22 protein-coding genes are annotated in these 23180 nt (G+C 69.1%); 6 read left to right on the top strand and 16 right to left on the bottom strand.

What is annotated here, in order from left to right; translation table 11 throughout:
- Positions 1-174 precede the first annotated feature (174 nt).
- Together AC5W7N_RS10370 and dapA are read right to left on the bottom strand one after the other, a co-directional pair.
- Positions 175-2196: a ribonuclease J gene (locus tag AC5W7N_RS10370; protein WP_228815111.1), complete on the bottom strand. Its 2022-nt coding sequence runs from the start codon at positions 2194-2196 to the stop codon at positions 175-177.
- Positions 2193-3116, bottom strand: a complete 924-nt coding sequence (gene dapA / locus AC5W7N_RS10365; protein WP_194992204.1) for a 4-hydroxy-tetrahydrodipicolinate synthase — start codon at positions 3114-3116, stop codon at positions 2193-2195. Before dapA ends, AC5W7N_RS10370 begins: the two co-directional genes overlap by 4 nt.
- 208 nt (positions 3117-3324) lie before the next feature.
- Here dapA and AC5W7N_RS10360 point away from each other — a divergent pair, with 208 nt between their 5' ends.
- Positions 3325-3888 (top strand): hypothetical protein, encoded by a 564-nt coding sequence (locus tag AC5W7N_RS10360; RefSeq protein WP_163811848.1) that lies wholly within the window; start codon positions 3325-3327, stop codon positions 3886-3888.
- Positions 3889-3898: 10 nt separating this feature from the next.
- On the opposite strand, the gene AC5W7N_RS10355 is transcribed toward AC5W7N_RS10360, so the two are convergent.
- The 7 genes from AC5W7N_RS10355 to dapB form a co-directional block, all read right to left on the bottom strand.
- Positions 3899-5110 (bottom strand): winged helix-turn-helix domain-containing protein, encoded by a 1212-nt coding sequence (locus AC5W7N_RS10355; protein ID WP_495923584.1) that lies wholly within the window; start codon positions 5108-5110, stop codon positions 3899-3901.
- A 46-nt stretch (positions 5111-5156) separates the two neighbouring features.
- On the bottom strand, positions 5157-6176 hold the full coding sequence (locus AC5W7N_RS10350; RefSeq protein ID WP_175585820.1) for a DUF8320 family protein: 1020 nt from the start codon (positions 6174-6176) through the stop codon (positions 5157-5159).
- A complete protein-coding gene (locus AC5W7N_RS10345; RefSeq protein ID WP_195019687.1) occupies positions 6169-7455 on the bottom strand; it encodes an ATP-binding protein in 1287 nt (428 codons plus the stop codon). The genes AC5W7N_RS10350 and AC5W7N_RS10345 overlap by 8 nt, the downstream gene beginning before the upstream one ends.
- On the bottom strand, positions 7452-8153 hold the full coding sequence (locus tag AC5W7N_RS10340) for a response regulator transcription factor (RefSeq protein WP_163811840.1): 702 nt from the start codon (positions 8151-8153) through the stop codon (positions 7452-7454). Before AC5W7N_RS10340 ends, AC5W7N_RS10345 begins: the two co-directional genes overlap by 4 nt.
- A 97-nt stretch (positions 8154-8250) precedes the next feature.
- On the bottom strand, positions 8251-8703 hold the full coding sequence (locus tag AC5W7N_RS10335; protein WP_280499195.1) for a flavodoxin family protein: 453 nt from the start codon (positions 8701-8703) through the stop codon (positions 8251-8253).
- A 22-nt stretch (positions 8704-8725) separates the two neighbouring features.
- Positions 8726-9169 (bottom strand): hypothetical protein, encoded by a 444-nt coding sequence (locus AC5W7N_RS10330; RefSeq protein ID WP_194992918.1) that lies wholly within the window; start codon positions 9167-9169, stop codon positions 8726-8728.
- A gap of 56 nt (positions 9170-9225) precedes the next feature.
- The gene (gene dapB, locus AC5W7N_RS10325) at positions 9226-9978 is read right to left on the bottom strand and encodes a 4-hydroxy-tetrahydrodipicolinate reductase (RefSeq protein ID WP_081597358.1); all 753 of its coding nucleotides are present in this window, start codon (positions 9976-9978) and stop codon (positions 9226-9228) included.
- A gap of 242 nt (positions 9979-10220) precedes the next feature.
- Here dapB and AC5W7N_RS10320 point away from each other — a divergent pair, with 242 nt between their 5' ends.
- Entirely contained in the window at positions 10221-10616 is a 396-nt protein-coding gene (locus tag AC5W7N_RS10320) for a VOC family protein (RefSeq protein ID WP_163812025.1), read from the top strand.
- A 114-nt stretch (positions 10617-10730) separates the two neighbouring features.
- Positions 10731-11126 carry a hypothetical protein gene (locus AC5W7N_RS10315; protein WP_194991068.1) on the top strand — a complete coding sequence of 132 codons (396 nt, stop codon included), beginning with the start codon at positions 10731-10733 and terminating at the stop codon, positions 11124-11126.
- A 24-nt stretch (positions 11127-11150) separates the two neighbouring features.
- On the opposite strand, the gene AC5W7N_RS10310 is transcribed toward AC5W7N_RS10315, so the two are convergent.
- The gene (locus AC5W7N_RS10310) at positions 11151-12368 is read right to left on the bottom strand and encodes an MFS transporter (protein ID WP_194991069.1); all 1218 of its coding nucleotides are present in this window, start codon (positions 12366-12368) and stop codon (positions 11151-11153) included.
- Between the two features lie 93 nt (positions 12369-12461).
- On the opposite strand from AC5W7N_RS10310, the gene AC5W7N_RS10305 reads away from it, so the two are divergent.
- Positions 12462-12794, top strand: a complete 333-nt coding sequence (locus AC5W7N_RS10305; RefSeq protein ID WP_163811832.1) for an ArsR/SmtB family transcription factor — start codon at positions 12462-12464, stop codon at positions 12792-12794.
- A 75-nt stretch (positions 12795-12869) separates the two neighbouring features.
- Here AC5W7N_RS10305 and AC5W7N_RS10300 read toward each other — a convergent pair whose 3' ends face one another.
- The 4 genes from AC5W7N_RS10300 to AC5W7N_RS10285 all read right to left on the bottom strand — a co-directional run bounded on the left by AC5W7N_RS10300 (position 12870) and on the right by AC5W7N_RS10285 (position 18278).
- Complete coding sequence (locus AC5W7N_RS10300) at positions 12870-14183, bottom strand: M16 family metallopeptidase (RefSeq protein ID WP_163811830.1); 1314 nt, start codon at positions 14181-14183, stop codon at positions 12870-12872.
- 80 nt (positions 14184-14263) lie between these two features.
- Positions 14264-16534 carry a polyribonucleotide nucleotidyltransferase gene (locus tag AC5W7N_RS10295; protein ID WP_195007029.1) on the bottom strand — a complete coding sequence of 757 codons (2271 nt, stop codon included), beginning with the start codon at positions 16532-16534 and terminating at the stop codon, positions 14264-14266.
- 367 nt (positions 16535-16901) lie between these two features.
- A complete protein-coding gene (rpsO, locus tag AC5W7N_RS10290) occupies positions 16902-17171 on the bottom strand; it encodes a 30S ribosomal protein S15 (protein WP_163811825.1) in 270 nt (89 codons plus the stop codon).
- Between the two features lie 138 nt (positions 17172-17309).
- On the bottom strand, positions 17310-18278 hold the full coding sequence (locus AC5W7N_RS10285) for a bifunctional riboflavin kinase/FAD synthetase (protein WP_195019689.1): 969 nt from the start codon (positions 18276-18278) through the stop codon (positions 17310-17312).
- A 135-nt stretch (positions 18279-18413) separates the two neighbouring features.
- On the opposite strand from AC5W7N_RS10285, the gene AC5W7N_RS10280 reads away from it, so the two are divergent.
- The gene (locus AC5W7N_RS10280; RefSeq protein ID WP_228815112.1) at positions 18414-19193 is read left to right on the top strand and encodes a metal-dependent transcriptional regulator; all 780 of its coding nucleotides are present in this window, start codon (positions 18414-18416) and stop codon (positions 19191-19193) included.
- A 1-nt stretch (position 19194) separates the two neighbouring features.
- On the opposite strand, the gene AC5W7N_RS10275 is transcribed toward AC5W7N_RS10280, so the two are convergent.
- Both AC5W7N_RS10275 and AC5W7N_RS10270 read right to left on the bottom strand, forming a co-directional pair.
- The gene (locus AC5W7N_RS10275) at positions 19195-20256 is read right to left on the bottom strand and encodes a tartrate dehydrogenase (protein ID WP_195019690.1); all 1062 of its coding nucleotides are present in this window, start codon (positions 20254-20256) and stop codon (positions 19195-19197) included.
- Positions 20253-21725 (bottom strand): NAD-dependent succinate-semialdehyde dehydrogenase, encoded by a 1473-nt coding sequence (locus tag AC5W7N_RS10270; protein WP_195007028.1) that lies wholly within the window; start codon positions 21723-21725, stop codon positions 20253-20255. Before AC5W7N_RS10270 ends, AC5W7N_RS10275 begins: the two co-directional genes overlap by 4 nt.
- A 166-nt stretch (positions 21726-21891) precedes the next feature.
- Here AC5W7N_RS10270 and AC5W7N_RS10265 point away from each other — a divergent pair, with 166 nt between their 5' ends.
- Positions 21892-23151 carry an aspartate aminotransferase family protein gene (locus tag AC5W7N_RS10265; protein WP_195007027.1) on the top strand — a complete coding sequence of 420 codons (1260 nt, stop codon included), beginning with the start codon at positions 21892-21894 and terminating at the stop codon, positions 23149-23151.
- Positions 23152-23180: the final 29 nt, after the last annotated feature.

The raw sequence follows: 23180 nt of genomic DNA, 5'->3' as shown, positions 1-23180 counted from the left end.
CGCAACACTGGTATCGCCTGTAACTTGTGCGGATGAGCGGGGCGAATGCCCAGGTGATGGGGTTCATCATGCACCGGACCGCGACATCGGACACGCCGACACACCGTCGTGGCGTGCGGCAGGCAACAGAAAACCCGCCGGACGAGTGCTCGTCCGACGGGTTCGCCGCGAGATTCAGACCCCGATGACCGTCGGCACGATCATCGGACGGCGCCGGTAGGTGTCGGCCACCCAGCGTCCGACCACCCGGCGCACGCCCTGGGCGATGCGATGGGTGTCGGTGATGCCTTCCCCGGCCAGGCGCAGCAGTTCGCTCTCGACCAGCTGCGCGGCCTCCGAGAGCGCCGTCGGATCGTCGGAGAAACCGCGACCGCTGACCTCCGGCGTGCTCACCGCCTTGCCGGTGGTCTCGTCGATCGCGACGGTGATGGCGATGAAACCGCCCTCACCGAGCACCAGCCGGTCCGACAGCGTGGATTCGCCGACGTCGCCGACCGACAGGCCGTCGACGTAGACGTGGCCCACCGGCACCCGGCCCACGATCGAGGCGATGCCGTCGACCAGATCGACCACCACACCGTCCTCGGCCAGCACCACGCGGTCCTCGGGTACCCCTGTGGCCACCGCGAGCGCGGCGTTGGCGCGCAGATGCCGCCATTCGCCGTGCACGGGCATCGCATTGGTGGGCCGGACCGCGTTGTACAGGTAGAGCAGCTCACCCGCGGAGGCGTGCCCGGAGACGTGCACCTTCGCGCTCTGCTGGGTGATCACCGAGGCGCCGAGCCTGGCCAGGCCGTTGACGACGGTGAAGACCGAGTTCTCGTTGCCGGGGATCAGCGACGAGGCGAGCACGACCAGATCGTCGGCGCGGATATTGATCTGGCGGTGGTCACCGCGCGCCATCCGTGACAGCGCCGACAACGGTTCGCCCTGCGAACCGGTCGAGATCAGCACCAGCTTGTCGCTGGGCAGGGTGGCGGCCTGATCCAAGTCGACGACGATCCCGTCGGGCACCGTCAGATAGCCCAGATCCTGGGCGATCTGCATATTGCGGACCATGGACCGGCCGACGAAACAGATGCGGCGCCCGTACTTCTGGGCGACGTCGACCACCTGCTGGATGCGGTGCACATGACTGGCGAAGGAGGCGACGATCACCCGGCCCTTGGCCTTACCGATCACCGTGTCGAGGACGCCGCCGATCTCGCGTTCGGGGGTGACGAAGCCGGGCACCTCGGCGTTGGTGGAATCCACCAGGAACAGGTCGACGCCTTCGTCGCCGAGGCGGGAGAATCCGGCCAGGTCGGTGAGCCTGCCGTCCAGCGGCAGCTGGTCGAGCTTGATGTCGCCGGTGTGCAGGGCGACGCCGGCGGGAGTGCGGATGGCGACGGCGAGCGCATCCGGAATCGAATGGTTGACCGCGAAGTACTCGCAGCCGAACGGGCCGTGCGTGGTGTGCTGGCCTTCGGTGACCTCCACCAGCTTCGGATGCTGGCGGTGCTCACGGCATTTCGCGGCGACCAGCGCCAGGGTGAACTTCGATCCGATGACCGGGATGTCGGGCCGCAACCGCAGCAGGAACGGCACGGCGCCGATGTGGTCCTCATGGCCGTGGGTGAGCACGACCGCGACCACGTCGTCCATCCGATCCTCGATCGGACGGAAGTCCGGCAGGATCAGGTCGACGCCGGGCTGTTGATCTTCCGGGAACAGCACGCCGCAGTCGACGATGAGCAGCTTGCCGCCGTACTCGAAAACGGTCATGTTGCGGCCGATTTCGCCGATGCCGCCGAGGGCGAAGACCCGCAGGCCGTTGCTCGGCGCCTTCGGCGGCGTGCCGAGGCGATCCTGCGGAGCGACCGCGGCCCGTGGATCCGGCTGCGGCGCGGATTGATCGCCGCGGCCACGCCCACCCTGCCGGGGCCGGCCCTGCTTACGCGGACGGTCCTGTCCGGTACGAGATTCGGTGGCCTTCGCGGGCGCCGCGGCCTTTTCCGGCGCGGCTTTTTCCGGTGCGGGCCGCTCGGGTGCGGTCTGCTGCACGGGCGCGGCCGGAGCCTCGGCCTCGCTCGGCGCGGGAGGCGTTGTGTCAGCGGGCTTTTCCGGTGCGGCGGGCGGCTGCGGCGGACGCGGCGTGGCCGGGCCGGCGCCGCGGCTGGCGGAACGGCGGGGACGACGGCCTAGCGGGGCCGTCATCCCAGCACTCCGGCCGCGCGCAGATCGGCGCTGAGCAGGTCGAGCTGATCTGGGCCCGGCATGAGCTGCGGCAATCGCGGCTCGCCGACGTCGATGCCGAGCAGACGCAGGCCCGCCTTCGACATGGCCACCCCGCCCAGCCGCGCCATCGCGGCGTTCAACGGCACCAGGGCGGCGTTGATCTCGCGGGCGCGGACCACGTCACCGGCGGCGTAGGCGTCGACCAGTTCGCGCAGCCGCTCCGGCACCAGATGGCCGATGACGCTGATGAATCCGGTCGCCCCGATCGACAGCCACGGCAGGTTCAGCGTGTCGTCGCCGGAGTAGAAGGCCAGGCCGGTGGTGGCGATGAGTTCGGCACCGGCATTGAGATCGCCCTTGGCGTCCTTGACCGCGACGATGCGCGGGTGCTCGGCCAGGCGTCGGATGGTGTCGGAGGCGATCGGCACGATCGAGCGCGGCGGAATGTCGTAGAGGGTCACCGGAAGATCGGTGGCATCGGCGACCGCGGTGAAGTGTGCGATCAGGCCCTCTTGAGTGGGCCGCGAGTAGTACGGCGTCACGACCAGCAAACCGTGGGCACCCGCCCGCTGCGCGTTGCGCGCCAGCTCCACCGAATGCGCGGTGTCGTAGGTGCCGGCGCCGGCGATCACGGTGGCGCGCGAGCCGACGGCGTCGACGACCGCACGCAGCAGATCGGCCTTTTCCGACTCGGTGGTCGTCGGCGATTCACCGGTGGTGCCGGAGATCGCGAGCAGGTCGACACCCCGGTCGACCAGGCGGGCCGCCAGCGCGACGCCGGCATCGACGTCGAGCTTGCCCTCGGCACTGAAGGGGGTCACCATCGCGACGCCGACCGTGCCGGAGGCACGCAGCCGACTCGAATCGCCGGCGCTGCCGGGCCCTGGGTGGTTACGCATGCTGCCGCCTCCGGGCCTGCGCCTCGCACCGCGGTGTCGGCGTCGATTCACCGTTCGTCATGGTCAGAAAGGCTACCCGGTCCGGGATGCACCCTCGACACCCTCGTCGCCGTTCGGAGACGCCGGGCACATGATACCCGTCTCATAGCGTCGCGGTGACGCCAAAATGTTGCTTGAACGACATCACCTTTGGCGTCACACTGATGTCATGGATCTGGACACATACACCGCCCGACTCCGCGCCGATCTGATCGCAGCAGCAGCTCTCGGCGACGAGAAAACCCAGGCCACGGCTGCCGCCCTGGCCGCGGCCGTGGAGAGTTCGACGCGGCTGGTGCTGTTGTCGGCGCTGTCCGATATGGCCGCCGAGGTCAGCGCAGCGCTCGGTGACCGCACCGTGCATGTCTCGATGGACGGCACGAACGTCACGGCCGATGTCCGCAACAATTCGGCCACCGACTCCGAGCACCCCACTTTCGAGGAGATGACCGGCGATATCAGCCGGGTCACCCTGCGTCTGGTGGAACAGCTGAAGTCGCGTGCCGAGGAGGCCGCGGCACAGAGTGGGCAATCGCTGAACTCGTGGATGTCCGGTGTGGTGTCGGGGGCGCTGCGCGATCAGATGCGCGGCTACGGCGGATACGGCGGCCCGAAACGGAGCACCGGCGGCCCGACCCCGCACGCGGGCGGTTCGCGCGACACCGGCGACTCGGCCCGCGACAGCGGTGGCGCCTCGCCCGGCACCGGCGATACCCGTTCCAGCGAGGACTGAGGCCCTCGGTTCAGCTCGCCGCGCGTAGCAGCGGCGCCAGATCCCCGCGCTCGCCGATGACGACATCGTCGAGCTCGAGCCAGTCGGCCATCTCCCGCAGCGCCGCCGACAGCGCCTGCGCGGTGTGCGCATCGCACCGGCCGGGTTCGGCGAACGCGCCGGGCACCAGCAGACGCCCGGCAGCACGTTCGGCACGCAGGTCGACGCGGCCGACCAACTCACCGTCCAGCAGGAACGGGAACACGTAATACCCGTGCACCCGTTTGGGTTCCGGGGTGTATATCTCGAGCCGGTAGTGGAAGCCGAAGACGCGTTCGGTACGGGCCCGGAAGAAGATGAGCGGATCGAAGGGGCACAAGAGGGCGGCGCCGCCGATCCGGCGCGGCGTGGTGGCACCGGCTCGCAGATAGGCGGGCGCTCCCCAGTCGGCGATCTCGATCGGGATCAGCTCGCCGGCGTCCACGAGGTCGGCGATGGCCGGTTTGGTCTGGGCACCGGCCAGCCGGTAGTAATCGCGCAGGTCGGGCTCGGTGGCGACGCCGAGTGCGGTGGCCGCGCGCAGCACCAGTTCCCGGATGGCCTCCGCTTCGCCGACCGTTCGCTCGAACACCGCGGCGGGCAGCACCCGCTCGGCGAGGTCGTAGTGGCGGGTGAAGCCCACCCGCCGGCCCACCGAGAGCTCACCGGCGGCGAAGAGTTGCTCGCAGATCATCTTGGTGTCGCTGAGGTTCCACCACGATCCCGGCGGGCGCGGTTTGTCCAGCTCCAGATGGCGTTCCACCTCGCCGGCACTGGCGGCGCCGACCTCGGCGATGACGTCGAGGATGTCTTTGCCGAGCGTGGGGTTGCGTTCGAGAACGGCACGCGCACCGCCCCAGCGCCCATGCCGGTAGCGCTGCATGCGCCAGCGCATCAGCGGCCAGTCCTCGACCGGGATCAGCGCCGCCTCGTGCGCCCAGTACTCGACCAGCGTGCGTGGGCGGCGGGTGTCGGTATGCCAGGCCGCCTCGTCCAGCAGCCCGCGGTCGTAGACGCCGATTCGGCTGAACACCGGTGCGTAATGCGCCCGGACCACTGCCGAGACCGAATCCACTTGCAGCAGTTGGGTTCTGCCGAGCACACCGGAAACGGTGCGTCGGGTCGCCTTGACCGGCCTTGGTCTACCGAAGCCCTGCGCCGCCAGCGCCGTCCGCCGCGCCGCCGCCGCACTCATCGTCCGCATACCCGCACCCTGCCATGCGGGTACGACACATTCCTGCCGGGGCAGCTCAGGTGGTGACCGTGACCTGCCCGGCCAGATCGATCTCGGTGCGGCGGTCCTGCTCGGGCGCGTTCGCCAGCACCGTCGCCAGAATGCGGCGACCGGTCGGCAGGATTCGCACGGTCACCGAGCCCGCGTTGGCCGCGTCCAGCTCACGGATGGCCGCCTCGATCACGCGACGACGCACCGAGCGCGGCACTCCGTCGAATCCGCCGTCATCGAGCAGCACCACCTCCACTCCGCGTGCGCGAGCACCACGGGCGGCGCTGTTGAGTTCGTCGGTGGCCAGCTGGGGCGCCCGCAGCCCGTCGCGCAGTTCGGCTTCCAGCAGCCGGCATTGTTCGCGCTCGTACGGGGTGAGTTCGACACCGTCGGCGATGCGTTCCAGGATCGGGCGCGCCACCTTGTCCAGCCGGGCCAGCTGACGATCGCGCTCACCGTTCTCGGCGGCCATCGTGGCTTCGGCGGCCGCGCGCATGGTGGCCTCCTCGCGCAGCAGCCGCAGCGACCGCTGAGTGGGCCGCATGATCAACGCACACACCGACACGCCCGCTACGGTGGCGACCGGCACGATCGAGCCGACGATCACCCCGGCCGAGAGCCCGGCCACCGCACCCACCACCGCCACCACGACGGCCACTCCGGCGACGCCGAGCCAGGCCACGCCCATCCGCCCGCGCAGCACCAGCACGGCGAGCACATACGACGACGCGAAAGCCGTCCACACCTGACTCGACGCGTACTCCTGCACGTCGAAGGTGGTCAGCGCGGTGGCCAGCGGTCCGGCGATCACGATGTAGGCGGTCGCCGGCCAGGGCAGCGGCTCGTGCGGCGCCATCAGCACCACGACGCCCGCCACCACCAGCAACACCAACGCTGCCGTTGCGGGCACGGGCGAGGCCTCGCTGAAGTTGCGGACCATGTACAGCACGATGGTCAGCTCCAGGATGGCAAGGAACAGCCAGCCCGCGGCACCGCGCAGGCCGAGCAGATCGCGCAGTCCGAAATCCGCACTCGTCTCAGCCATCGCCACCCCAGACCAAGGTCACCGTCGTCCCCTCGCCCGGCTGCGATTCCACGAACGCGGCGCCACCGGCGAGCTGACGCATCCGGCCGAGAATGCTCACCGAGATGCCGAGCCGGTCAACCGGCACCACATTCTGATCGAATCCGGCGCCGTCATCGCGCATTTCGGTGCGGATACCGCCGGCGCTGACCGTCACGGTGACGCTGCGGCGCACCTCGCGGCCCGGCACCGTGGCATGACGCAGGCTGTTGCGCGCGGCCTCGGCCAGAGCGGCGGCGATCGTGCTCGCCGCGGTTACCGGCAGGCGTAGATCGTCGAATCCGGCGGTGCGGCGGGCGGTGAATTCGATGCCCGGATTCACCTCGTGCACTGCCGAACGCAGGAAACCGATCGCCGACTGCGCGTCCAGATGGTCCGGATCGGTACTGCCCGCGCGCGATTCGTCGAGCTGTTCCAGGGTGCGCTCGGCCTGACGACGCAGCACCGGCGATTCCGTGCCGCCGCGGGAGGCGTCCAGCAGGGTGGACAGCACCGCGTCGTGGATGAGGGCGGCGAACCGAGCACGTTCCCGGTCGCGCGCGGCGGCGCCGGCGACGGCGGCGGCCCGGCGGCCTGCCACCTCCGACTCCCGGTCGACCCGGATGCCCGCCTCCCTGGCGTAGACCACACACCACAGGAACAGCGCGCACAATCCGGCCGCCCGCGCGAAATCGCCCGCCGTGGTCAACGCCGAGACATCGGGCACCACGAACAGATTGACCACGGCCGACAGCGCCGAACCGACGAACAGGTAACCGATCGCGGGCCCGGTGGGCCATGCCAGGGCCGCCGCGAGCACGCCGAGCGCGAGCACGCGATACACCCACACCGAGCCCACGGCCTCGGTGGGCTGGGAGTAGGCGAGCATGATCACCACCATCGCGGCCAGGAAACTGACCGCCGCCGCACCGCTGACGAGCCGGATGGTCCGCGGCGGCGCCCCGATGGACACGAAGGCGAGTATCGGGAACATGCCGAAGGCCAGCAGCACCGCGGTGATCGTCCAGCCGGGGGCGATATCGCGGCTCTGATCGGCGATCTCGGGCAGTTCGACCAGGGCGGCGATCACTCCGGCCAGCCCCACGACCAAACCGAACCGGCGCAGGATGCGTTCGGAGGCGCCGTCGGCGGCTCGGTCTCGCGACACCGCTGCCAGACCGCGCCACCAGCGGGTCGCGCGAACTCGGTCGAGCGGGGTGGGCGCGGTCGGGGCGGTGTCCAGCAAGCTGGACGCGGTCACGGGCGCGGATGCCGCTCGGGGACCGGCAGCCATCCGTCCTCCACCGCGCGCTTGTACAGGTCGGTCTTGGTGGGCGCGGGCCGGCCCGCGTCGGCGTACTTCTGCCGGATCCGGCCCAGATAGTCGTTGACGGTCTGTTCCGACAGGCCGGTGAGCCGAGCCACCCGCGACGCCTTCTCCCCCGACGCGTAGAGGGTGAGCACCTCTTCCTGACGCGGGCTCAAACCCACGCTCGACAACTGCGGATCACCATCGATGGCGGCGGCCCAGTCGGTGGTGACGACCTGTTCGCCGGAGGCCGCCCGGCGCACCGCGGCCACGACAGTGGGCACATCCTCGGATTTGCGCACCACGCCGAGCACACCCGCACGCGCCGCCGAACGCACCAGGAAGGCGTTGTCGGCGCCGGTGAACACCAGCACCTCCATGCCGCGCTCACGCAGCGCACGCACATTGTCTTCGGGCGTGGACCCGTCGGCCAGCCGCAGATCCAGCACCACCAGATCCACCGGATCGGCTACGGCAGGATCGGCGAGCAGTTCCGCGACGGTCCCAGCCGTCGCCACCAGGTCGAGATCGGGATGCGGAGCGAGCATCGCCGCCAAGCCGATCGCGACCGATTCATGGTCTTCGACCAGCCCTATCCGGCGTGGAGTGCTTTCGACCCCTTCGGCCCACGTCACCTCGACAACTCCCATCCCGAGCAACCCGGTCCACCGCGGACCGCACAATTGGTTCTTCAGCAGTATGCCCGCCGAAGCCGTGCGTGGTCAGCCACCAATATTCGGGGGCGCGTCAGGGGGCCAGGCCCGCCGCGACCGTCGCGCCGAGTTCCCAGCAGGCTTCCAGGTTCTCCTTGCTCGGCTTGCCCGAGACCACCAGGTAGTCCGCGGCTTTCACCCACCCGAGCCCGGTGGTGATCGAGGTGACGCCCTTTTCCGCGCCCTCGGTGCCCTCGTTGCCATGGAAATACGCACCGAACGGCCGCCGGCGGGTCGAATCGAGGCACGGGTAGTAGATGACATCGAAGGCGTGTTTGAGGGCGCCGCTCATGTACCCGAGGTTGGCGGGCGTGCCCAGCAGATAGCCGTCGGCGTCGAGCACGTCGGACGGTGTGACAGCGAGGGCTGCGCGGCGCACCACCTCCACGCCTTCGATCTCCGGATCCGTCGCGCCGGAGACCACGGCCTCGAACATCGCCTGCATGAACGGCGACGGGGTGTGATGGATGATCAACAGTCGCGCCACGACGACGAGGGTATCCCGGGGTCTATCCGCGCTGCGCGCGTTCGTGACGTTCCAACTCCACCGCACGCCGCATGGTGGCCCTGGCGCGGCCGCGGTCGCCGGCGTAGTCGTAGGCGCGGGCCAGCCGGTAGGAGACCCGCCAGTTGTCGGGGTCGGCTTCCCATTCCTGCTTGACCTTCAGGAACAGCTCATCCGCTGCGGCGCGTTCGATGCGGCCGGACGGCCGGCGCGGCAGCTGCGACACATCCAGTTCGAGGCCTTCGTCGTGGATGCGCCGGGCCAGGTGCTGGTGCGCGAGCGCGGCACGCACGGTGGCGTAGACGATCCAGACGCCGAGCAGCGGCAGGATCAGCACGCCGATCCCGATGGCGATGGCGGCGCCGTCACCGGAACCGATCAGGCTGAACGCGATCTTGCCGAGCAACAGGAAGTAGAAGACCAGCACCAGGACGAGCACCGCCACCATGGCGACGATCTTGATCACGTCCCGGCTCGGCCCGGCCTCGGCGGGCTCCGGTGCGCTCACAGGTCGAGCAGCGGATCGAGCCCGACGGTGAGTCCCGGGCGGTCGGCGATGCGACGCACCCCGAGCAGCACACCGGGCGCGAAGGAGGACCGGTCGATCGAGTCGTGCCGGATGGTCAACGTTTCGCCCTGGGTGCCGAACAGCACCTCCTGGTGCGCGACGAGTCCGGCCAGGCGCACCGAATGCACCCGCACGCCGTCGACATCGGCGCCGCGCGCACCGTCGAGCTCGGTGCTGGTGGCGTCGGGGCTGCGGCCGACGCCGGCCTTCTCCCGTGCCTCGGCGATCAGCCCGGCGGTGCGGTAGGCGGTGCCCGACGGCGCATCGGCCTTGTTCGGGTGATGCAGCTCGATGACCTCGACGGATTCGAAGAACCGCGCCGCCTGCTCGGCGAAGCGCATCGACAGCACCGCACCGATGGCGAAATTCGGCGCGATCAGCACGCCGACGTGCGGCTTGCCCGCCAGCCAGCCGCGCACCTCGTCGAGGCGGGCGGCGTCGAAGCCGGTAGTGCCGACCACGGCGTGGATGCCGTGCTCGACCAGGAACTTCAGATTGCCCATGACCACATCGGGATGGGTGAAGTCGACCACGACCTGGGTGCCGGTCTCCAGGAATTTCTCCAGCGGATCATCCTTGTCGACGCCCGCGACCAGCTCCAGATCGGCGGCGGCCTCGACCGCCGCGCAGATCGCCTGTCCGACCTTGCCCTGCGCGCCGAGCACACCCACCCGAATCGGTGCGGTCACGATTGGTCTCCCTACTTCTCGTCCGGCTGTTTCCGCCGAGCCTAACGTTCTTGCGCGGTGCGGTCGGCGCCCGCACCTGCGGGCCCGGTCACAGTCGCCGGATGGCGCGGTGCCGCAAGCGAAATCGGGACTTGGCAGCGCCGCGGATCAGACGTTAATGTGTTCTCTCGTGACGGTGCTCCCGTTGGCCGCCTTGTACCGAGCCCGGGGTCGGGACCGTCACTACTCGAGGAGAAATTCCCCTGCCAGTACAGTTCAATCACACCATTGTCGGATGTAAGGACAATCGGGTGTCCGCCGAATTCTGGGCGGACATTCTGGGTGTGGACATCGGCACCGAATGGGGCCCGTTCATTCCGGTCACCACCGGTAACGGCGTCACCTTCGATTTCGCGAATGTCCCACCGCACATCACCGAAATCCAGCCCCAGCATTACGCGTTCCTGGTGTCGGAAGCCGAATTCGACGCGGCCTACGACAAGATCCAGCGCTACCGGCTGGAGTACTGGGCCGATCCGCACCAGCGCCGTCCGGGCGAGATCAACCACAACGATGGTGGCCGAGGCATCTACTTCCTCGACCCGAGTGGGCACTTCATGGAGCTGATCACCGTCCCGTACGGAGGCTGGCCGCAGTAGCGAGCGGGGCCGGGTTCCACCACACCCGGCCCCTGCGCATTTTCACCCGCGCAGCGACTCGCGGCGGCGGCTCCCGTCGTCGAGCACCGCCGCCTGGGCAGAAATGGATACCGAATGGGCACCGTTATCGAAGCCGCCGTCCGAGAACTACACGACGACCTCGCCGCCTGGCTGGGTTCGGAAGCGCCCGACTCGGTATTCGATCGATTCGCCGCGGCACAGCACGAATCGTTTTCGATGGTGACCACGGCCGGCGATACCCTTCGGCGAACCGAACTCCTGAACGGCCTTCGCGCCGCCCGCAATACCAGTCCGGGCCTACGTATCGATATCAGCGAATTCGAAGAGCTCGCCGAGGAATTCGACATTGTGGTGGTGCGATTCCTGGAATCACACCACCATGCCGGAGCGATTTCGCACCGTCGAGTGACCGCGGTGGTGACACGAGCGGGCACCGAGCCCGCCGTGCAGTGGCTGACGGTCCACGAAACCGCGTTCGCCGCCCGCTGATCGACGGCGAACGCGCCCCGCGATTCAGACTGCGGCCTCCGCCTCGGCCCGCCCCCGGCGCAGCCCCAGACCCGCCGCGATCAGGCAGGCCAGCGCCACCGCACCGACGAACCATGGGAAGACCGTGCTCAAACCCCAGGTCGTCGCGGCCCAGCCGGCGACGACGGTGGGCAATGCCATCGCCGAATAGGCCAGCAGGTAATAGGCCGACATGGTCTCGCCGCGCTTGTGCTGCGGCACGACGTTGGACAGGTGGCGCAGCGAGCCACCGAAACCGAGCCCGAAGGTGGCGCCGAGCGCCAGCCCGATTCCGATCACGGCCACCCAGTTGTGGGTGCCGAGTGCGGGCACGGTCAGCAGCAGCGCGATCGCCATCCCGATATCGCCGATGATGGCCGCCGCCCGGGCGGGCACGCCGGTGGCGAACAACTGCGCCAGCGCCGCCGACAGCGCGGTCGAGGCGACGACCAGCCCACCGAAGACGAGATTGTGGATGCCGGTCTTCTCCGCGGCCAGTGACGGGTACAGCGACAGCAGCACACCGAGCACGGACCAGGCCGCCATCACCCCGATGGCGGAGAACCAGAAATCACCGCGAATCTCCTGTGGCACGGCGGGCTTGGCGATCCGGATCCGTCCGGCGACCCGCGCGACATGCGGTTCGCGCAATGCCAGCACGCCGACGCCGATGATCAAGCAGATCACGCTGATCACCACATACGGCGTGCGCAGCGGATTCGGCGCGTATTGCGCGAGCAACGCCGAACCGAGGATCGCCACCGCCATCCCGACATTGAAGGCGACGCCGGTGAGCTGACCCGACCGCGCGCCGCGATGCGGACGCAGATCCAGCAGCGCCGCCGCACCCGCCACCACCGTCGCACCGACGGCGAAACCGTGCAGCGCCCGCGCCAGCAACAGCATCGGCACCGTATCGGCCAGCACGAACACGATCAGCCCGACGATCATCGTGGCGAACGCACCGAGCAGCACGGGTTTGCGCCCCACCACATCGGAGATCCGGCCGGAAACCAGCACCGCGCCGAGCGCCGCGACCGCGTAGACGGCGAACACGATGGTGGTGGTGAGCGGCGACAGATGCCATTCCCGCTCGTAGATGCCGTACAGCGGGGCCGGTACCCCGGAGACCCCGAGCGCGACGCCACTGGCGGCCAGCACCAGAGCGTATGCCCACGACTGCGCGGCCCGCTCTTGGACGGGCACTGCCGTTGTCGCTGCCATCGAAACCCCGATCAGGTAAGTTTGATAATGATCGAACCGAATCGACGATAACGCACGGTATGACGATCATCAAACCCCCCAGTGAGGTAGATCATGACGGACACCACAGCGGTCACCGGCACCGAGGTCCACCCCGTGGCCGCGCTTCCCGTTGTGCTCGGCGCGCTCCAGGATCCGGTGCGCCTCGAGATGGTGCGCCGGCTCAGCAATGCGGGCACCGCGGTGCGCTGCGGCGCGCTCTACGACGTGATCAACAAGTCCACCGCCACCCACCATTTCAAGATCCTGCGCGAGGCGGGCGTCATCGAACGGCTGGTGATCGACGGCCAGACCTGCCAGCGGTTGCGCACCGACGCCCTCGACGAGGCGCTGCCCGGATTGCTGGCCTCGGTGGTCGAGGCCGCCAACCGGGCTCAGGGCGACTGAGAATCCACTCACGGGACCCGGCCGCACCGACGCTCTCCGGACGTCGGACGCCCGGCGGGGCCGACACCCGCGCGATCAGCCCTCGACGAGCCGCCGCACCGCCGCAGGCAGGTCGCGCGTGCGCCGGTACGGCCCGGCCACCGACGCACCGAACGGCCGCGCCAGCAGGGTGCGCGCGATATCACTGACCTCCTCGGTGGTGACCGCGTCGATGCGGGCCAGTGTCTCGGAGACGCTGCGGTGGTTGCCGTAGCTGAGTTCGCTGCGGCCGATGCGGTTCATCCGCGACGAGGAATCCTCGAGCCCGAGCACCAGTCCACCGCGCAGGGACCCCTTGGCGCGGGCGCATTCGGCGTCGGTGATGCCGTCCGCGGCGACCTCTTCCAGCACGCCACGAGCCAGGGCCGCGACCTCGGCCAGGTTCTCCGGCTGACACCCGATGTACACCGAGAAGGCGCCGGTGTCGGCGAAGGTGTCCACGCTCGAATACACCGAATACGCCAGGCCGCGTTCTTCCCGGATGCGTTGGAACAGCCGCGAACTCAGTCCGCCGCCGATCACGGTGTTGAGCACCGACAGCGGCCAGCGGCGTTCGCCTTCATGCCTGCCGAAGGCACGCACCCCGAACACCAGATGCGACTGTTCGCTGTCGCGGTGGCTCCAGTGCAGTTGCGGCGCCGTCCGCATCCGGAACCGGCCCTCACGCCGCGGCATCGGCTCGGCGGTGGGATCGAGCCGGTCGGCGAAGGCGCGATGCACCAACTCCACGGTGTGCTCGTGCTCCACATTGCCCGCCACCGCGACCACCATCCGGTCCGGCCGGTAGCGGCGCTGATGGAACGAGCGCAACTGAGTGGCACGCATACCCTCGATCGACTCCACCGAGCCGATCACCGGCCGCCCGATCGGATGATCACCGAACAGCGCGGTCAGGAACGCGTCGCCGACGAGATCTTCCGGGTCGTCATCGCGCATGGCGATCTCTTCGAGCACCACCTGCCGCTCGATGTCCACATCTTCGGACCGGCACAGCCCGTTGAGCACCACATCGGAGACCAACTCCACCGCCAGCGGCAGATCCTCGTCCAGCACATGGGCGTAGTAGCAGGTCTGCTCCTTGGCGGTGAACGCGTTCAACTCACCGCCCACCGCGTCCATCGCCTCGGCGATATCGAGCGCGGTGCGGGTGGGTGTGGCCTTGAACAGCAGGTGCTCGAGGAAGTGCGCGGCGCCGGCGACGGTCGGGCCCTCGTCCCGCGAGCCGACCCCCACCCATACGCCGATCGAGGCCGAACGCACCCCGGGTAGATGCTCGGTCACCACCCGCAGCCCGCCGGGCAGCACCGTGCGCCGGACTCCGGTCCCAGTCGCCGTCTCCGTTTTGTTCACCCGCCAATTCGATGACGAACCCCCTTGCCCGTTCAGGAGCAAGGGGGTTGCCGAGTTCTGCTTCGTCACACCGTCAAGTACTACTCGCCCGCGGGCGCGTCCGCATCGCCGGTGGGCTCATCGGTGGTCTCCTCGACCGGGATCAGCGAGATCTTGCCGCGGTTGTCGATATCGGCGATCTCCACGCGCAGCTTGTCGCCGACGTTGACCACGTCTTCGACCTTGGCCACCCGCTTGCCGTTGCCCAGCTTGGAGATGTGGACCAGACCGTCGCGGCCCGGCAGCAGCGAGACGAACGCGCCGAAGGCGGTGGTCTTGACGACCGTGCCGAGGAAGCGTTCGCCCACCTTGGGCAGCTGCGGGTTGGCGATGGCGTTGATCTGGTCGATCGCGGCCTGCGCCGAGGGGCCGTCGGTGGCGCCGACGAACACGGTGCCGTCGTCCTCGATGGAGATGTTGGCGCCGGTCTCCTCGGTGATCTGGTTGATCACCTTGCCCTTGGGCCCGATCACCTCGCCGATCTTGTCGACCGGGATCTTGATCGCGGTGACGCGCGGGGCGTAGGGGCTCATCTCGTCCGGGGTGGCGATGGCCTCGGCCATCACGTCCAGGATGGTGTTGCGGGCGTCGTGCGCCTGGCCCAGCGCACCGGCCAGCACCTTGGAGGGGATGCCGTCGAGCTTGGTGTCCAGCTGCAGCGCGGTGACGAAGTCGCGGGTACCGGCGACCTTGAAGTCCATGTCACCGAAGGCGTCCTCGGCGCCGAGGATGTCGGTCAGCGCGACGTAGCGGACCTCGTCCTCACCCTTGTCGTTGGTGACGGTGTCCGACACCAGGCCCATGGCGATACCGGCGACCGGCGCCTTGAGCGGCACACCGGCGTTGAGCAGCGCGAGGGTGGAGGCACACACCGAACCCATCGAGGTGGAGCCGTTGGAGCCCAGCGCCTCCGACACCTGACGGATGGCGTAGGGGAACTCCTCCTGGCTGGGCAGCACCGGGATCAGCGCGCGCTCGGCGAGCGCGCCGTGACCGATCTCGCGCCGCTTGGGCGAGCCGACGCGGCCGGTCTCACCGGTGGAGAACGGCGGGAAGTTGTAGTGGTGCATGTAGCGCTTGCTGGTCTCGGGACCGAGCGAGTCGACCTGCTGGGCCATCTTGACCATGTCCAGGGTGGTGATGCCCAGGATCTGGGTCTCACCGCGCTCGAACAGCGCCGAACCGTGTGCCCGCGGCACCACGGCGACCTCCGCGGACAGCGCGCGGATATCGGCCAGGCCACGGCCGTCGATGCGGAAACCGTCGGTGAGGATGCGCTGGCGCACCAGCTTCTTGGTGACCGAGCGGAACGCCGCGCCCAGCTCCTTCTCCCGGCCGACGAAATCCTCGCCGAGGCGCGAGAGCACCTCGAGCTTGATCTCGTCGATCTTCGCCTCGCGCTCCTGCTTGTCGGCGATGCTGAGCGCCTCGTTCAGCTCACGCTTGGCGGTGCCCTCCACGGCCTCGAAGACATCGGCCTCGTACGGCGGGAACAGCGGGAACTCACCGGTCGGCTTGGCGGCCAGCGCGGCCAGATCGGCCTGGGCGCGGCACAGCCGGGCGATGAACGGCTTGGCGGCCTCGAGGCCCTCGGCCACGACGGCCTCGGTGGGCGCCTGCGCGCCGCCCTCGATCAGCTCGATGACCTTGTCGGTGGCCTCGGCCTCGACCATCATGATGGCGACGTCGCCGGAGTCGACCACGCGACCGGCGACGACCATGTCGAACACCGCGCCCTCGAGCTGCTCGACGGTCGGGAACGCGACCCACTGGCCCTCGATCAGGGCGACGCGCACGCCGCCGACCGGGCCGGAGAACGGCAGTCCGGCGATCTGGGTGGACGCCGAGGCGGCGTTGATGGCGACGACGTCGTAGAGGTCGTTGGGATCCAGGCTCATCACCGTGACCACGACCTGGATCTCGTTGCGCAGGCCGTCGACGAACGACGGACGCAGCGGCCGGTCGATCAGGCGGCAGGTGAGAATCGCGTCGGTGGAGGGGCGGCCCTCACGGCGGAAGAACGAACCGGGGATGCGGCCCGCGGCGTACATCCGCTCTTCGACGTCGACCGTCAGCGGGAAGAAGTCGAACTGGTCTTTGGGGTGCTTACCGGCGGTGGTGGCCGACAGCAGCATGGTCTCGTCGTCGAGGTAGGCCACGACCGAGCCGGCGGCCTGACGGGCCAGACGGCCGGTCTCGAAGCGGATGGTGCGGGTGCCGTAGCTCCCGTTGTCGATCAGCGCGACGGATTCGAAGACTCCGGGCTCGACCTCGACGGCCGTGCTGTTCGCGCGTTCGGTGGTTTCGGACATTTTTCTTCTCTCAACCTCTCGTCTCGCCGGACCCGGCGCCGTCGGCGCGATCCGGCTGTGTCAGCCGTACCTGACGGGGCACGCGGCAGCCCTCCTGGCTGCGACGCGCACACCCGGCCGGTATCCCCTTGGATACGGCGACGCGGAGGCGGTCATCGATCGAAGCCCTCCGGCGGTATGCCACCGGCCGAAAAGCCACTACCGAAGACCGACGCCACGAGGACGGGTGCATACGGCTGTGTTGTCGTGCAGGGATTATTCCTCCCCCGGGCACGAAAAAGCCAACGGGGAGATTGTAAGCTCCCCGTTGGCCGGGTCGTCTACTGCCTTGCCGTAACCGCGTGTCGGCAGGGCGCGGACGCGATGATCAGCGACGCAGACCGAGGCGCTCGATCAGCGAGCGGTAGCGGGTGATGTCCTTGTCCGCCAGGTACTTCGACAGGCGCTTGCGACGACCGATCAGCGCCATCAGGCCGTGGCGGGTGTGGTGGTCGTGCTTGTGCTTCTTGAGGTGCTCGGTGATGTCGGAGATGCGCTTGGACAGCAGCGCGATCTGCGCCTCCGGCGAACCGGTGTCGGTCTCGTGCAGGCCGTACTCGGCGAGAATCGCCTTCTTCTGCTCGGTGGTCAACGCCATGGGGCATCCACTCCTGTTTCTCAGTTCCGCGCTCGAGGATCCGGCGAACCGGTGGGGCGCCGCCGCGGACCGCAGCAAACCCGAGGATCCACCCTACCCGACCGGGCGCGCCGGACCGAATCGGGTGCTCGCCGCGGTTCAGGCCTCGGTGCCGCCGAGCACCTTGCGCGCGTTCGCGACGTCGCGGCTCATGGCCTCGATCAGATCGTCGAGTGAGTCGAATTTCTGCATGCCGCGCAGGTGCTCGACGAAGTCGACGGCTACGTGCTGGCCGTAGAGGTCGGCTTCGCCGTCGAGTACATAGGCCTCGACGGTGCGCGCACGGCCGGAGAAGGTGGGGTTGGTGCCGACGGAGATGGCGGCCATGGCGCGCTCACCCGGGGTGACGGTGCCGATGGTCGGCCCTGGCCCGAGCACGGTGAACCAGCCGGCGTACACACCGTCGGCGGGAATGGCGGCGTGCATCGGGGGTGCGACGTTGGCGGTGGGGAAGCCGAGTTCGCGGCCGCGACCGTCACCGTGCACCACCACACCCTCGACCCGGTGCGGGCGCCCGAGCGCCTCCGCGGCCGCGGCCATATCGCCTGCGTCCACGCAGGCCCGGATGTAGGTGGAGGAGAAGGTGACGGCGTGCTCGCCGAGCAGGGTCACCGCGTCGACCTCGAAGCCGAAGCGCTTGCCGAGATCGCGCATGGTCTCGACGGTGCCCGCCGCCTTCTTGCCGAAGGTGAAGTTGTCACCGACCACCACCTCGGCCACGTGCAGCCGCTCGACCAGCAGGTCGTGCACGTAGCGGGCGGGGGTCAGTTTCATGAATTCCTGGGTGAACGGCATGACGCAGAAGACGTCGACGCCGAGTTCCTCGGCCAATTCGGCGCGGCGGGTCAGCGTGGTCAGCTGGGCGGGATGCGAGCCGGGACGCACCACTTCCATCGGGTGCGGGTCGAAGGTCATCAGCACCGCCGGAACTCCGCGTGCGGCAGCCGACTTGACGGCACGGCTGATCAGCTGAGCGTGCCCACGGTGGACCCCGTCGAATACGCCGATCGTGAGCACACACCGGCCCCAGTCCGCGGGAACTTCGTCGAGACTTCGCCATCTCTGCACAGTGCGCAGCCTACGCAAATCAGGTGTCGAACAGTATTCCGGCATGCTCATCGCACCGCCCCGGTGTAGCCGCGGTGAGGCGCCGGCGAATGGCGGGTTTCTCGCGCATGGCGTGATGTGTGTATCGCCGCTCCTATGCCTAAGCTCGAAGATGTGCCCGGTAAACGAGATGTCGCCACCCGGCGGGAACTGGCCGATGCCCTCACCGGCAACCCCGACGCGAGCCACGCCGGTGCGACCACGATCGCACCGGTGCTGTCATCGGTGGCGCAGGACTACCTGAAGGTCATCTGGACCGCGCAGGAGTGGTCGCAGGAGAAGGTGTCGACCAAATTGCTCGCCGAGCGGATCGGGGTGTCGGCCTCCACGGTGTCGGAGGCGGTGCGCAAGCTGGCCGATCAGGGGCTGGTCGAGCATGCCAGATACGGGGCGATCACGCTCACCGAGCACGGCAGGCTGGCCGCGGTGGCGATGGTGCGCCGCCACCGGTTGATCGAGACCTTCCTGGTGAACGAACTCGGGTACGGCTGGGACGAGGTACACGACGAGGCCGAGGTGCTCGAGCACGCGGTCTCGGATCTGCTGATGGCGCGCATCGACGCGAAACTCGGCTATCCGGACCGTGATCCGCACGGCGATCCGATTCCGTCGGTCGACGGCGCTGTCCCCACTCCCCCGGCCCGTCAGCTCAGCGATTTCGGTGACGGCGAAGGCGGCCGGGTGGCGCGCATCTCCGATTCCGATCCGGCCATGCTGCGCTATTTCGACGAGGTCGGCATCGCCCTCGACACCCCGATCACGGTGGTGGAGCGCCGCGATTTCGCCGGAACCATCGCCATCCGGGTGGGTGCGGGCGACCAATCGGTGGATCTGGGCACCCCGGCCGCGGATGCGATCTGGTTGACCGCGCTCTGAGCTATCCGCGCGCCAGTGCGGCCGCGGCCGCCGCGGCGATGGCCGCGCCGAGTTCGCTCGTCGTCGCGGTGCCGCCCAGATCGGGCGTCAGTACCGTCCCGGCACCGAGGACCTCGCATACCGCCCGGTCCATCGCGGCAGCCGCCGAGTGCTCCCCCAGATGGTCGAGCATCATCGCTGCGGCCAGGATCTGCGCGACCGGGTTCGCGATGCCCTGACCGGCGATATCGGGAGCGCTGCCGTGCACGGCTTCGAACATCGACGGCGCCGTGCCGTCGGGGTTGATATTGCCCGAGGGCGCCAACCCGAGTCCGCCGGTGACCGCGGCGGCGAGATCGGAGAGGATGTCGCCGAACAGATTCGACCCGACGATGACGTCGAGGCGGTCCGGGTGCAGCACGATCTCCGCGGCGAGGGCGTCGACGTGCATATGCCGCACCGGCACCTCCTGGTAGTCGGTCGCGACCTGCTCGACGATGCTGTCCCAGTACGGCATCGAGTGGATGAGGCCGTTGGATTTGGTGGCCGAGCACAGCCCTTTGCCCCGCTCGCGGGCCCGGTCGAAGGCGTAGCGGATGATGCGTTCGCAACCGGCGCGGGTGAACACCGATTCCTGGAGCACGAATTCGCCGGGGCGCCCGCGATTGTGGATTCCGCCGATCTCGGAGTATTCGCCCTCTGAGTTCTCCCGGACGATGAGCAGTTCCAGATCGTCGGCGCCGCGATCGCGTAGCGCGGAGGTGGTGCCGGGCAGCAGCCGCACCGGCCGCAGGTTCACATACTGACCGAACGCGCGACGCAGCGGAATGAGCAGCCCCCACAGCGAAATATGGTCGGGCACACCGGGAAAGCCCACGGCGCCGAGCAGGATCGCGTCGAACCCGGCCAGCCGGTCCACGCCGTCGGCGGGCATCATCGCGCCGGTGCGCAGGTACTGCTCGCAGGACCAGTCGAATTCGGTCCACTCGACGCCGGGCAGTACGGCGTCGACCACCGCGACCGCCTCCGCGGTGACGTCCACGCCGATGCCGTCGCCGGGAATGGTCGCGATCCGATAGGTCACAGGTCGACTCCGATGTACTTGGTTTCCAGGAATTCGTCGATACCGCAGGTGCCGCCCTCGCGGCCGAGCCCGGATTCCTTGACCCCGCCGAAGGGGGCGGCCGGATCCGAGACCACGCCGCGATTGAGCCCGACCATGCCGGTCTCCAGAGCCTCGCACACACGCAGCCCGCGCCGCAGGTTCTCGGTGAACACGTAGCCGACCAGACCGTACGGGGTGTCGTTGGCGCGGGCGATCGCTTCGTCCTCGGTGTCGAAGACCGAGATCGCCGCCACCGGGCCGAAGATTTCGGTGCGGGTGAGAAGCGCGTCGTCGCCCACGTCGGTCAGGACGGTGGCCGGGTAGAAGGTGCCGGGACCCTCGATCGGTGTGCCGCCGGTGCGGACGGTGGCGCCGCGTCCGACCGCATCGTCAACCAGGGATTGCACCTTCGCGACCGCGGCTTCGTCGACCAGGGGGCCGACCACGACCCCCGGTTCGGTTCCCGGCCCCATCGGCAGCCCGGCCATGCGCGCGGTGAGCCGATCGGCGAACTCGACGGCGATACCGCGGTGCACGAGAAAACGATTCGCGGCGGTGCAGGCCTGCCCGATATTGCGCATCTTGGCCGCCACCGCGCCCTCGACCGCGGCATCCAGATCGGCGTCGTCGAAGACCAGGAACGCGGCATTGCCGCCGAGTTCCATCGAGGTCCGCATGACGGTATCGGCGCACTGTCGCAGCAGTTGCTTGCCCACGGCGGTGGATCCGGTGAACGAGAGTTTGCGCGAGCGGCCGTCCCGGATCATCGGTGCCATCACCGCGCCGGGATCGGAGGTGGTGACCACGTTGACCACGCCGTCGGGCAGGCCGGCCGTGCGCAGGATCTCGGCGAGCGCCAGCGTCGACAACGGCGTCTGCGCGGCCGGTTTGATCACACAGGTGCAGCCGGCGGCCAGCGCCGGGCCGATCTTGCGGGTGCCCATGGCCATCGGGAAGTTCCACGGCGTGATGAGCAGACTCGGGCCGACCGGCTGGCGCGTCACCAGGAATCGGGAGCCGCCACGCGGCGCAGGCCGATAGCCACCTTCGATGCGGACGGCCTCTTCGGCGAACCAGCGGAAGAACTCTGCGGCGTAGGCGATTTCGCCGCGCGCCTCGGCCAGCGGTTTGCCCATCTCCAGGGTCATCACGAGAGCGAGGCGCTCGGTGTCGTCGAGCAGGGCCTGATGGGCTCGCATGAGCAGGTCGGCGCGATCGCGGGCGGGGGTACGCGCCCACCCCGGTTGCGCGTGCGCCGCGGCCGCGAGGGCGTCGAGGCCGTCCGAGGGGTTGGCATCGGCGACGGTGCACAGGGTCTGTCCGGTCGCCGGGTCGATCACGGGCAGTTCGGCGACGGTCGCGCGCCACTGGCCGTCGATGAACAGGCCGGTGGGCACCGACCCGATGGCGGCGCGCTGCGTTTGGTCGAGAGTGGTCTCGGTGAGCATCGACGCGAACTCCCTTGTTCGGGCGGAATTGATCTCATCGCGAACGAGGCCGCCCGATCCATTGCTGCGACCCCGGCGACCATGTTATGCATATTGTCAACAATCCTACAACCCGACGATCATCGGACGCGGGCGCTCGCCCGCAACGCCCGGGAGGCCGAGCACCATGACCGCGTTATCGCCCATCCTCAAACAAGCCACTCCGGTGACCGTCGACCACGGCACGGGCTGCTACCTCTACGACACCGACGGGCGTCGCTATCTGGATTTCACCGCGGGTATCGGCGTCACCAGCACCGGCCACTGTCACCCGCACGTCGTCGCGGCCGCGCAGGCCCAGATCGCGCGGCTCATCCACGGCCAGTACACGACCGTGATGCACGCTCCGCTGCTCGAACTCACCGAACGGCTCGGCTCGGTATTGCCCGAAGGGCTGGATTCGCTGTTCTTCGCCAACTCCGGCAGCGAGGCGATCGAGGCGGCGCTGCGGCTGGCGCGGCAGGCGACCGGCCGGCCGAACGTCATCGTCTTCCACGGCGGTTTCCACGGCCGCACGGTCGCCGCGGCATCCATGACCACCTCGGGCACCCGGTTCTCGGCAGGGTTCAGCCCGCTGATGGCGGGCGTGCACGTGGCGCCGTTCCCCACCGCCTACCGCTACGGCTGGACCGAGGAGGAGGCCACGGCCTTCGCGCTGCGGGAACTCGACTACCTGTTCGCGACGCTCAGCGCGCCGGAGGAGACGGCGGCCCTCATCGTCGAACCGGTGCTCGGCGAGGGCGGCTACGTCCCCGGCAACCGCGCGTTCTTCCGCGGCCTGCGCGAGCGCGCCGACCGGCACGGCATCATTCTGGTCTTCGACGAGATCCAGACCGGATTCGGCCGGACCGGAAAGTTCTTCGGCCACCAGCATTTCGACGTCGCCCCCGACGTGATCACCATCGCCAAGGGTTTGGCCAGCGGGTTCCCGCTGTCGGGGATCGCCGCCTCGCGCGAGCTGATGGCCAAGGCCTGGCCGGGGTCGCAGGGCGGCACCTATGGCGGCAACGCCGTGGCCTGCGCCGCCGCCATCGCCACGCTCGAGGTCATCGAATCGGAGGGGCTGGTGCGCAACGCCGCCGAACGCGGCGCCCAATTGCTGGCCGGGATGCGCGCGCTGGAGAGCAAGGCGATCGGCGATGTGCGCGGGCTCGGCCTGCTCGTCGGCGCCGAGTTCGTCACGGCAGCAGGCGAACCCGATCGCGAGGCCGCCACCCGAGCGCAGGCGCTCGCGGTACAGAAGGGTCTGCTGTTGCTCACCTGCGGTGCGCATATGAATGTGGTGCGCATGATTCCGCCGCTGGTGGTGAGCCGAACGCAGATCGATGACGCGCTCGCGATCTGGGCGCAGGTGCTCGCCGAACTCCCCGACGCCTCCCGGCCCTAGCCCGTGCCGCGCGATCAGGAAGCAGGCTC

The sequence above is a fragment of the Nocardia sp. CDC519 genome, from assembly GCF_059509835.1.
The sequence above is the reverse complement of the archived record's forward strand: the minus strand, read 5'-3'. Positions and strand labels throughout refer to the sequence as shown.